11 protein-coding genes and 1 tRNA gene are annotated in these 10910 nt (G+C 52.9%); 9 read left to right on the top strand and 3 right to left on the bottom strand.

What is annotated here, in order from left to right; all coding sequences use genetic code 11:
• Positions 1 to 84 precede the first annotated feature (84 nt).
• A tRNA-Trp gene (locus FC814_RS16960) sits at positions 85 to 160 on the top strand.
• Between the two features lie 95 nt (positions 161 to 255).
• Here the strand turns inward: FC814_RS16960 and hdfR are convergent.
• A complete protein-coding gene (hdfR, locus tag FC814_RS16955) occupies positions 256 to 1095 on the bottom strand; it encodes an HTH-type transcriptional regulator HdfR (protein WP_000379261.1) in 840 nt (279 codons plus the stop codon).
• Positions 1096 to 1213: 118 nt separating this feature from the next.
• On the opposite strand from hdfR, the gene maoP reads away from it, so the two are divergent.
• Complete coding sequence (gene maoP, locus FC814_RS16950; RefSeq protein ID WP_000841001.1) at positions 1214 to 1552, top strand: macrodomain Ori organization protein MaoP; 339 nt, start codon at positions 1214 to 1216, stop codon at positions 1550 to 1552.
• Between the two features lie 24 nt (positions 1553 to 1576).
• Here maoP and FC814_RS16945 read toward each other — a convergent pair whose 3' ends face one another.
• Positions 1577 to 3097: a YifB family Mg chelatase-like AAA ATPase gene (locus FC814_RS16945; RefSeq protein ID WP_137326215.1), complete on the bottom strand. Its 1521-nt coding sequence runs from the start codon at positions 3095 to 3097 to the stop codon at positions 1577 to 1579.
• 350 nt (positions 3098 to 3447) lie between these two features.
• Between FC814_RS16945 and ilvL the strand changes: the two genes are divergently transcribed.
• From ilvL to ilvA, 7 genes are all read left to right on the top strand, one after another.
• Complete coding sequence (gene ilvL, locus FC814_RS16940; RefSeq protein ID WP_063085300.1) at positions 3448 to 3546, top strand: ilv operon leader peptide; 99 nt, start codon at positions 3448 to 3450, stop codon at positions 3544 to 3546.
• 86 nt (positions 3547 to 3632) lie between these two features.
• On the top strand, positions 3633 to 3683 hold the full coding sequence (ilvX, locus tag FC814_RS16935; protein WP_101687388.1) for a peptide IlvX: 51 nt from the start codon (positions 3633 to 3635) through the stop codon (positions 3681 to 3683).
• 2 nt (positions 3684 to 3685) lie between these two features.
• Positions 3686 to 5332, top strand: coding sequence for an acetolactate synthase 2 catalytic subunit (ilvG, locus tag FC814_RS16930; protein WP_137326214.1), 1647 nt, complete (start codon positions 3686 to 3688; stop codon positions 5330 to 5332).
• Entirely contained in the window at positions 5329 to 5592 is a 264-nt protein-coding gene (gene ilvM, locus FC814_RS16925; protein ID WP_000983255.1) for an acetolactate synthase 2 small subunit, read from the top strand. Before ilvG ends, ilvM begins: the two co-directional genes overlap by 4 nt.
• Before the next feature lie 19 nt (positions 5593 to 5611).
• The gene (ilvE, locus tag FC814_RS16920; protein ID WP_000208524.1) at positions 5612 to 6541 is read left to right on the top strand and encodes a branched-chain-amino-acid transaminase; all 930 of its coding nucleotides are present in this window, start codon (positions 5612 to 5614) and stop codon (positions 6539 to 6541) included.
• 64 nt (positions 6542 to 6605) lie between these two features.
• Positions 6606 to 8456, top strand: coding sequence for a dihydroxy-acid dehydratase (gene ilvD, locus FC814_RS16915; RefSeq protein ID WP_032226901.1), 1851 nt, complete (start codon positions 6606 to 6608; stop codon positions 8454 to 8456).
• A gap of 2 nt (positions 8457 to 8458) precedes the next feature.
• Positions 8459 to 10003: a threonine ammonia-lyase, biosynthetic gene (ilvA, locus tag FC814_RS16910; protein ID WP_105279543.1), complete on the top strand. Its 1545-nt coding sequence runs from the start codon at positions 8459 to 8461 to the stop codon at positions 10001 to 10003.
• Here the strand turns inward: ilvA and ilvY are convergent.
• Entirely contained in the window at positions 10000 to 10890 is an 891-nt protein-coding gene (ilvY, locus tag FC814_RS16905; RefSeq protein ID WP_000365757.1) for an HTH-type transcriptional activator IlvY, read from the bottom strand. The two genes, ilvA and ilvY, sit on opposite strands and share 4 nt — an antisense overlap.
• Between the last annotated feature and the right edge of the window lie 20 nt (positions 10891 to 10910).

Raw genomic sequence — 10910 nt, 5'->3', positions numbered from 1 at the left:
GAGCGGTAGTTCAGTCGGTTAGAATACCTGCCTGTCACGCAGGGGGTCGCGGGTTCGAGTCCCGTCCGTTCCGCCACCCTAATTAGGGGCGTAGTTCAATTGGTAGAGCACCGGTCTCCAAAACCGGGTGTTGGGAGTTCGAGTCTCTCCGCCCCTGCCAGAAATCATCCTTAGCGAAAGCTAAGGATTTTTTTTGTCTGAAATAACCCTCTTCGAAGTAAATCCTTCCATCGGCATCCTTGCCGGCTATTTTGATTAATACACATCATCCAGCACGTTAATTTTCAATAGATCGCGAATCAACGCGTGTTTATCGCTATTTTGCAGCCATATAGCATAAAGAGGACGTGAAAGAGTTGTGCTGTCGACAACGGTATGTAGCCCACCTTTCTTACGTGCCCAACTCACCGGTAGCCATGTGCAACCATTAAGCATCGCAATCTGTTGCTGTGCCAGTTCAGCAGAACTGGTTGTTAGCATTGGAACTTCATCAGCACCGATTAAACCAGCCTCATGTTGTTGAAAATCCGGCCCCCATTCCAGACGGAGATAGTTAAGCTCACCTTTTAGCTTAGAAGGGGCACTGGTATAGAGTGCTAAAGTAAAATGCCCCAGTAACTGACTACTAAATTCATCCATTTTGGGCGCTTCAGTAGTAATAAGAAGATCAAGCTGGCGTTCATGCAACTGTTTTACCAGAGACTGCCGTTGGGCAATTCGCGCTTCGAACTGTAAGCCTGTATGGGCATCCTGATTTTGATACAAGCGCCCCAGCCACTGATTAAGCATACATTCCCACAACGAGGCGCTGGCACCGATAGAAAACTCATTATGTCGTGAGGTATGCGCTACCTCCTTACGAGCGGTCTGCCAGGTGCTCATGAGTGTTTCTGCATAAGGCAACAGCTTTTCACCGGCAGCGGTTAAACGGATATTGTTTCTGTGACGGGTGAAAAGATTCACACCCAGCTGATTTTCCAGTTGTCTGATCCGAAAGCTCACTGCTGACTGGGTCAGATAGAGCGATTCAGCCGCTCGGCCAAAGTGACGCGTTCGGCTAACTTCCAGGAAAGTTTTTAACAATTCCGTATCCACAGTGCTCTCCGCAAAATTATTTGTCGTTATGATTTAAATGTTTTGTTTTACACTCTGTCAAGCGTAACTAATACTCCGCGCCATAACTAGCTCGGTCAAAGAATTAGGAGCGTGCAGGATGGCGGAAAGCTTTACGACGACTAATCGATATTTCGACAATAAACATTATCCACGTGGATTCTCTCGTCATGGTGATTTCACCATCAAAGAGGCACAACTGCTTGAACGTCATGGTTATGCCTTCAATGAGCTGGATCTCGGCAAACGCGAGCCGGTTACCGAGGAAGAGAAACTCTTCGTAGCAGTATGCCGTGGCGAACGTGAGCCAGTGACAGAAGCAGAACGCGTGTGGTCCAAGTATATGACGCGTATCAAGCGTCCAAAACGTTTTCACACTCTTTCCGGCGGTAAACCGCAGGTCGAAGGTGCTGAAGACTACACCGATTCCGACGATTAATAAAAAGGGCGAAATGCCCTTTTTTTACGTCAGCAGTTTTTGCAAATGGATGAGCAAACGGTCGATAGCCCGATAACTTACGGCCTCTTGTAAATGCTGACGTGTGATGACGTCAGACTGATCAATATCAGCTATGGTTCTTGATACTTTCAGTAACCGCTGCCAGGCACGAATAGATAATCCCAGATGGATCAGCGTTTCTTCCAGCCACTGTGCGTCCTCGCTCTCAAGCTTGCAAAATTGTCGTATTTCCGGACTATCCAGCCAGGCATTCAGTTTATTCTGCCGCTTAAATTGGCGCTCTCTGGCGGCCATTACGCGTTGTTTAACGGTGGCGCTGCTTTCCCCCTGAATGACCGCTTTGCTCAAAATACCGGGTGGCGGTAGCGGGATCTCCAGTGAGAGGTCAAAGCGGTCAAGAAAGGGACCGGAGAGTCGGTTGAGATAACGCAGCGTTTGTTCCGGCGTGCAGCGGTTATGGTTCCCTTGATAATGCCCTGTTGGGCTGGGATTCATCGCCGCAACAAGCTGGAAACGGGCTGGATAGGTTATTTTTGCTCGTGTGCGTGAAAGATGGATTTGCCCTGACTCTATGGGTTCCCGCAAGGCATCCAGTGTACGCCGTTCAAATTCAGGTAGTTCATCAAGAAAAAGTACGCCGTTATGCGCCAGCGAAATTTCACCAGGCCCGGGAATTGCGCTACCGCCCACCATCGCAGTTAACGACGCACTGTGGTGCGGTGAGCGGAACGGGCGCTGCCGCCATTGTTTTTGCACTGATTCGGCATTTACCAGGCTTAATATTGCGGCACTCTCCAGTGCTTCTTCATTGCTTAAATCTGGCAACAGGCCATTAATACGGCTGGCGAGCATCGTTTTGCCTGTTCCCGGCGGTCCAATCAATAAAAGGTTGTGTCCGCCAGCAGCAGTAATTTCCAGTCCTCGCTTTCCTTGCTCCTGACCGACAACATCACTGAGATCATGTTGTAATGCACGGGATACTACATCAGTTGGTTTCGGGCGTTCGAGAGCGTGTTTACCTTCCAGAAATGCACAGACAGCCTGCAGATGATCGGCTATCAGGCATCCTTCACCGTTAATTAACCCCACTTCATCTTCGTTGTCTTTCGAGACGATAATTTTTCTGCCCGACTTAATGGCTTCAGTTGCACTGGAGATTGCGCCTGGAACGCCACGCAGAGCGCCTGTAAGCGCCAGTTCTCCGACTAATTCATATTCATCTAACTTATTGGCTGTAAGCTGTTCTGAGGCCGCCAGCAACGCAATGGCGATAGGTAAATCATATCGTCCCCCTTCTTTTGGCAGATCGGCTGGAGCAAGGTTGATGGTGATTTTTTTCGCCGGATATTCATATCCGCTATTGATAATGGCGCTGCGCACGCGATCGCGAGCTTCTTTCACCGTTGTTTCTGGTAAGCCCACCATTGTTAACCCTGGCAAACCTTTACTGATATGTACCTCAACAGTGATCGGGGGAGCATTGACTCCCAGGGCGGCACGAGTATGAACAATTGACAGTGACATAAGTCCTCCTTAAGTCACCATTATGAACATAAGAGATCCCTGCTGTAGTCTGCGAAATTGTGTTATTTAGCGGCTGATTCCCGTTTATTTGTGCAAAGTAATTTGAGTTGTATTAGTGATGGAATCACTCTCGCAAAAATAAAAAGCACAAAAAACTGCCACTCGAAGAGCGCGAGAATTATACGGAAATTGAATTTTTTTCACTCACAAATTTTTATATAAAAAACAATGGTTTTTATAGAAATTATTATGAGAGTCATAAAAAGCGGCCAAAAAATATCTTGTGCTATTCGCAAAATCTATGGTAACTCTTTAGGCATTCCTTCGAACAAGATGCAAGAAAAGACAAAATGACAGTCCTTCTACGAGTGATTAGCCTGGTCGTGATTAGCGTGGTGGTGATTATTATCCCACCGTGCGGGGCTGCACTTGGACGAGGAAAGGCTTAGAGATCAAGCCTTAACGAACTAAGACCCCCGCACCGAAAGGTTCGGGGGTTTTTTTTGACCTTAAAAACATAATCGAGGAGCAGGCAATGAATAACAGCACAAAATTCTGTTTCTCAACATTCAGGACGGGGAACTAACTATGAATGGCGCACAGTGGGTGGTACATGCTTTGCGGGCACAGGGTGTGAACACCGTTTTCGGTTATCCGGGTGGCGCAATTATGCCTGTTTACGATGCATTGTATGACGGTGGCGTAGAACACTTGCTGTGCCGGCATGAACAGGGCGCGGTAATGGCGGCTATCGGTTATGCCCGTGCTACCGGTAAAACGGGCGTGTGCATCGCCACTTCTGGCCCTGGCGCAACCAACCTGATCACCGGACTTGCGGACGCGCTGTTAGATTCCATCCCTGTAGTTGCCATCACCGGTCAGGTATCTGCACCGTTCATCGGCACCGATGCATTTCAGGAGGTTGATGTCCTGGGATTGTCGTTAGCCTGTACCAAACACAGCTTCCTGGTGCAGTCGCTGGAAGAATTACCACGCATCATGGCCGAAGCGTTTGATGTCGCCAGCTCAGGTCGTCCCGGTCCGGTTCTGGTCGATATCCCTAAAGATATCCAGTTAGCCTGCGGCGATCTGGAACCCTGGTTCACCACCGTTGAAAACGAAGTGACTTTCCCACATGCCGAAGTCGAGCAAGCGCGCCAGATGCTGGCAAAAGCGCAAAAACCGATGCTGTATGTTGGCGGCGGCGTGGGTATGGCGCAGGCGGTTCCTGCTCTACATGAATTTCTCGCTGCCACAAAAATGCCTGCCACCTGCACGCTGAAAGGGCTGGGCGCAGTTGAAGCAGGTTATCCGTACTATCTGGGGATGTTGGGGATGCACGGCACCAAAGCGGCGAACTTCGCGGTGCAGGAATGTGACCTGCTGATCGCCGTGGGGGCACGTTTTGATGACCGGGTTACCGGCAAACTTAACACGTTCGCGCTACATGCCAGCGTGATCCATATGGATATCGACCCGGCAGAAATGAACAAGCTGCGTCAGGCGCATGTGGCATTACAAGGCGATTTAAACACGCTGTTGCCTGCGTTACAGCAATCGTTAAATATCGATGAATGGCAGCAATACTGCGCACAAATGCGTAGTGAACATGCCTGGCGTTACGATCATCCTGGAGATGCTATCTACGCGCCGTTGTTGTTAAAACAACTGTCGGATCGTAAACCTGCGGATTGCGTTGTGACCACGGATGTGGGGCAGCATCAGATGTGGGCTGCGCAGCACATCGCCCACACTCGCCCGGAAAATTTCATCACTTCAAGCGGTTTAGGCACTATGGGCTTCGGTTTACCGGCGGCGGTTGGCGCACAAGTCGCGCGACCGAACGATACTGTCGTTTGTATCTCCGGTGACGGTTCTTTCATGATGAATGTACAAGAGCTGGGCACCGTAAAACGCAAGCAGTTACCGTTGAAAATCGTCTTACTCGATAACCAGCGGTTAGGGATGGTTCGACAATGGCAGCAACTGTTTTTCCAGGAACGATATAGCGAAACCACCCTTACCGATAACCCTGATTTCCTCATGTTAGCCAGCGCCTTCGGCATCCCTGGCCAACACATCACCCGTAAAGACCAGGTTGAAGCGGCACTCGACACCATGCTGAACAGTGATGGGCCATACCTGCTTCATGTCTCAATCGACGAACTTGAGAACGTCTGGCCGCTGGTGCCGCCTGGCGCCAGTAATTCAGAAATGTTGGAGAAATTATCATGATGCAACATCAGGTCAATGTATCGGCTCGCTTCAATCCGGAAACCTTAGAACGTGTTTTACGCGTGGTGCGTCATCGTGGTTTCCACGTCTGCTCAATGAATATGGCTGCCGCCAGCGATGCACAAAATATAAATATTGAATTGACCGTTGCCAGCCCGCGTTCGGTCGACTTACTGTTTAGTCAGTTAAATAAACTGGTAGACGTCGCACACGTTGCTATCTGCCAGAGCACAACCACATCACAACAAATCCGCGCCTGAGCGCAAAAGGAATATAAAAATGACCACGAAGAAAGCTGATTACATTTGGTTCAATGGGGAGATGGTTCGCTGGGAAGACGCGAAGGTGCATGTGATGTCGCATGCGCTGCACTATGGCACCTCGGTTTTTGAAGGCATCCGTTGCTACGACTCGCATAAAGGTCCAGTTGTATTCCGTCATCGTGAGCATATGCAACGTCTGCATGACTCTGCCAAAATTTACCGCTTCCCGGTTTCGCAGAGCATTGATGAGCTGATGGAAGCTTGCCGCGAAGTGATCCGTAAAAACAATCTCACCAGCGCCTATATCCGTCCGCTGATCTTCGTAGGTGATGTTGGCATGGGCGTTAACCCACCAGCGGGATACACCACCGACGTGATTATTGCCGCTTTCCCGTGGGGAGCTTATCTGGGCGCGGAAGCACTGGAGCAGGGGATCGACGCGATGGTTTCTTCCTGGAACCGCGCGGCGCCAAACACCATTCCAACCGCTGCGAAAGCGGGGGGGAACTACCTCTCTTCCCTGCTGGTTGGCAGCGAAGCGCGCCGCCACGGTTATCAGGAAGGTATCGCGCTGGATGTGAATGGTTACATCTCTGAAGGTGCAGGCGAAAACCTGTTTGAAGTGAAAGACGGCGTGCTGTTCACCCCACCGTTTACCTCATCCGCGCTGCCGGGTATTACCCGTGACGCCATCATCAAACTGGCGAAAGAGCTGGGAATTGAAGTGCGTGAGCAGGTGCTGTCGCGTGAATCACTGTATCTGGCGGATGAAGTGTTTATGTCCGGTACAGCGGCTGAAATCACGCCAGTGCGCAGCGTCGACGGTATTCAGGTGGGCGAAGGCCGTTGTGGCCCGGTCACCAAACGCATCCAGCAAGCCTTCTTCGGCCTCTTCACCGGCGAAACCGAAGATAAATGGGGCTGGTTGGATCAGGTTAATCAATAAATACAAAAAATGGGACGGCACGCACCGTCCCATTTACGAGACAGACACTGGGAGTAAATAAAGTATGCCTAAGTACCGTTCCGCCACCACCACTCATGGTCGTAATATGGCGGGTGCTCGTGCGCTGTGGCGCGCCACTGGAATGACCGACGCTGATTTCGGTAAGCCGATTATCGCTGTTGTGAACTCGTTCACTCAATTTGTACCGGGGCACGTCCATCTGCGCGATCTCGGTAAACTGGTCGCTGAACAAATTGAAGCGGCTGGCGGCGTTGCCAAAGAATTCAACACCATTGCGGTGGATGATGGGATCGCCATGGGTCACGGGGGGATGCTTTATTCACTGCCGTCTCGCGAACTGATCGCTGATTCTGTTGAGTATATGGTCAACGCCCACTGCGCCGACGCGATGGTCTGCATCTCCAACTGCGACAAAATCACCCCGGGGATGCTGATGGCCTCTCTGCGCCTGAATATTCCGGTGATCTTTGTTTCCGGTGGTCCGATGGAGGCCGGGAAAACCAAACTATCCGATCAGTTAATCAAGCTTGATCTGGTTGATGCGATGATCCAGGGGGCAGATCCGAAAGTTTCTGACTCCCAGAGCGATCAGGTTGAACGTTCGGCCTGTCCAACCTGTGGTTCCTGCTCCGGGATGTTCACCGCTAACTCGATGAACTGCCTGACCGAAGCTCTGGGTCTGTCGCAGCCAGGCAACGGCTCGCTACTGGCAACCCACGCGGATCGTAAGCAGCTGTTCCTCAATGCCGGTAAACGCATTGTTGAATTGACCAAACGTTACTACGAGCAAAACGACGAAAGCGCACTGCCACGTAATATCGCCAGTAAAGCGGCGTTTGAAAACGCCATGACGTTGGATATCGCGATGGGCGGCTCTACCAATACGGTTCTTCACCTGCTGGCGGCGGCACAAGAAGCGGAAATCGACTTCACCATGAGTGATATCGACAAACTTTCGCGTAAAGTCCCGCAGTTGTGCAAAGTTGCGCCGAGCACCCAGAAATACCATATGGAAGATGTTCATCGTGCTGGTGGCGTGATCGGTATTCTCGGCGAACTGGATCGTGCCGGGTTGTTGAATCGCAATGTGAAAAACGTACTCGGCCTGACCTTGTCGCAAACGCTGGAACAATACGATGTCATGCTGACTCAGGATGATGCGGTGAAAAATATGTTCCGCGCTGGCCCGGCTGGAATCCGCACTACACAGGCATTCTCGCAGGATTGCCGTTGGGATTCTCTCGATGACGATCGCGCAAACGGCTGCATCCGCTCGCTGGAGCACGCCTACAGCAAAGACGGTGGCCTGGCGGTACTTTACGGTAACTTCGCGGAAAATGGCTGCATCGTTAAAACGGCAGGCGTCGATGACAGCATCCTCAAATTCACTGGCCCGGCGAAAGTGTACGAAAGCCAGGATGACGCGGTAGAAGCGATTCTTGGCGGTAAAGTTGTCGCTGGCGATGTGGTTGTTATTCGCTACGAAGGCCCGAAAGGCGGACCGGGGATGCAGGAAATGCTCTATCCAACCAGTTTCCTGAAATCGATGGGTCTTGGCAAAGCCTGTGCGCTGATCACCGATGGACGCTTCTCCGGCGGCACTTCTGGTCTTTCCATCGGCCACGTCTCGCCGGAAGCGGCGAGCGGCGGTAGCATTGGCCTGATTGAAGATGGTGACCTGATCGCCATCGACATTCCGAACCGTGGCATTCAGTTGCAGGTAAGCGATGCCGAACTGGCGGCGCGTCGTGAAGCGCAGGAAGCCCGTGGCGACAAAGCCTGGACGCCGAAAAACCGTGAACGTCAGGTTTCCTTTGCTTTGCGCGCCTACGCCAGCCTGGCGACCAGCGCCGACAAAGGTGCGGTGCGCGATAAATCGAAACTGGGGGGTTAATAATGGCTGACTCGCAACCCCTGTCAGGCGCCCCGGAAGGTGCCGAATATTTAAGAGCGGTGCTACGTGCGCCGGTCTATGAAGCGGCACAGGTCACGCCGCTACAGAAAATGGAAAAACTGTCGTCGCGTCTTGATAACGTGATACTGGTGAAGCGCGAAGACCGCCAGCCAGTGCACAGCTTCAAGCTGCGCGGCGCATACGCCATGATGGCAGGTCTGACGGAAGAACAGAAAGCGCACGGTGTGATCACCGCCTCGGCGGGTAACCATGCGCAAGGTGTCGCGTTTTCCTCCGCTCGGTTAGGTGTGAAGGCGCTCATCGTCATGCCAACCGCTACCGCCGACATCAAAGTCGACGCGGTGCGCGGCTTCGGCGGTGAGGTGCTGCTTCACGGCGCGAACTTTGATGAAGCGAAAGCGAAAGCAATCGAACTGTCGCAGCAGCAGGGCTTCACCTGGGTGCCGCCGTTCGATCATCCGATGGTGATCGCCGGGCAAGGCACGCTGGCGCTGGAACTGCTCCAGCAGGACGCCCATCTCGACCGCGTATTTGTGCCGGTTGGTGGCGGTGGCCTGGCGGCGGGCGTGGCTGTGTTGATCAAACAACTGATGCCGCAAATCAAAGTGATCGCCGTAGAAGCGGAAGATTCAGCCTGCCTGAAAGCGGCACTGGATGCGGGTCATCCGGTTGATCTGCCGCGCGTGGGGCTATTCGCCGAAGGTGTTGCGGTAAAACGCATCGGCGACGAAACCTTCCGTTTGTGCCGGGAGTATCTCGACGACATCATCACCGTCGATAGCGATGCCATCTGCGCAGCGATGAAAGACTTATTCGAAGATGTGCGCGCAGTGGCGGAACCGTCTGGCGCGCTGGCGCTGGCGGGGATGAAAAAGTACATCGCTCAGCACAACATTCGCGGTGAGCGGCTGGCGCATATTCTTTCTGGAGCCAACGTGAACTTCCACGGTCTGCGCTACGTCTCGGAACGCTGCGAACTGGGCGAACAGCGTGAAGCGTTGCTGGCGGTGACCATCCCGGAAGAGAAGGGCAGCTTTCTGAAGTTCTGCCAGTTGCTTGGCGGGCGCTCGGTCACAGAGTTCAACTACCGTTTCGCTGATGCTAAAGATGCCTGTATTTTTGTCGGTGTGCGCTTAAGTCGCGGCCTTGAAGAGCGCAAAGAAATTTTGCAGATGCTCAGCGACGGCGGCTACAGCGTGGTTGATCTCTCCGACGACGAAATGGCGAAGTTGCATGTGCGCTATATGGTTGGCGGGCGTCCATCGCATCCGTTGCAGGAACGCCTCTACAGCTTCGAATTCCCGGAATCACCGGGCGCGCTGCTGCGCTTCCTCAACACGCTGGGGACGCACTGGAATATCTCTTTGTTCCACTATCGCAGTCATGGCACCGACTACGGGCGTGTACTGGCAGCGTTCGAGCTGGGCGATCATGAACCGGATTTCGAAACCCGGCTGAATGAGCTGGGCTACGATTGCCACGACGAAACCAATAACCCGGCGTTCAGGTTCTTTTTGGCGGGTTAATGGTTCGGCAAAATCTTCCAGAACGCCTCAATCAGCGGCTCATGTAGCCGCTTTTTTTGCGCACAAACGCCCAGCTCAAACGGCGTTTTCTCATCGCTACGCTCTAAAATCATCACACGATTACGCACTGGCTCCGGGCTGTTATCCAGTACCACTTCCGGCAGCAGCGCCACGCCACAGCCAAGTGCCACCATCGATACCATCGCTTCATGCCCGCCAACCGTGGCGTAAATCATCGGGTTACTGATTTTATTGCGTCGAAACCACAACTCAATGCGGCGGCGTACTGGTCCCTGATCGGCCATGATGAAGGGAATCGTCGACCAGTCCGGTTGTTCTACTGAGACCTGATTACGCACCGGGCAGGGCAGCGCGGGCGCGATCAGCACCACCGCCAGGTTCTCCAGCATCGAAAACGCCACCGCGCCTGGCAGAGTCTCCGGCTTCCCGGCAATCGCCAGATCCGCTTCTCCGGTAACCACTTTTTCCATTGCATCCGCCGCATCACCGGTGGTGAGCTTAATTTCCACCGATGGATGCTCCGCGCGGAATCGGTCGAGAATCGGCGGCAGATGGCTGTAAGCGGCAGTCACCGAACAGAAAATATGTAATTCGCCAGAGAGGGACGGCCCTTGCTGGTCGATGGTGTGGCGCAATTGCTGATACTGTAACAACGTTTGCTGGGCGAAAACACGCAGCTCTTCGCCCGCTTCCGTCAGCGTTACCGTGCGGTTATCGCGCACAAACAGCGGTTGGCCGAGATCTTCTTCCAGGCGCTGAATCTGTCGGGAAAGCGTGGAGGGGCTGACGTGCATTGCCCGCGCGCTACGGCCAAAATGGCGGCTTTCCGCCAGATGCAGAAACATTTTCAGGTCGCGTAAATCCACAGGCTTAACCCCCGGTTATG

The organism is Escherichia sp. MR (assembly GCF_005280595.1).
Taxonomy (GTDB): Bacteria; Pseudomonadota; Gammaproteobacteria; order Enterobacterales; family Enterobacteriaceae; genus Escherichia; species Escherichia ruysiae.
This window is presented reverse-complemented; position numbering and strand designations above follow the sequence as displayed.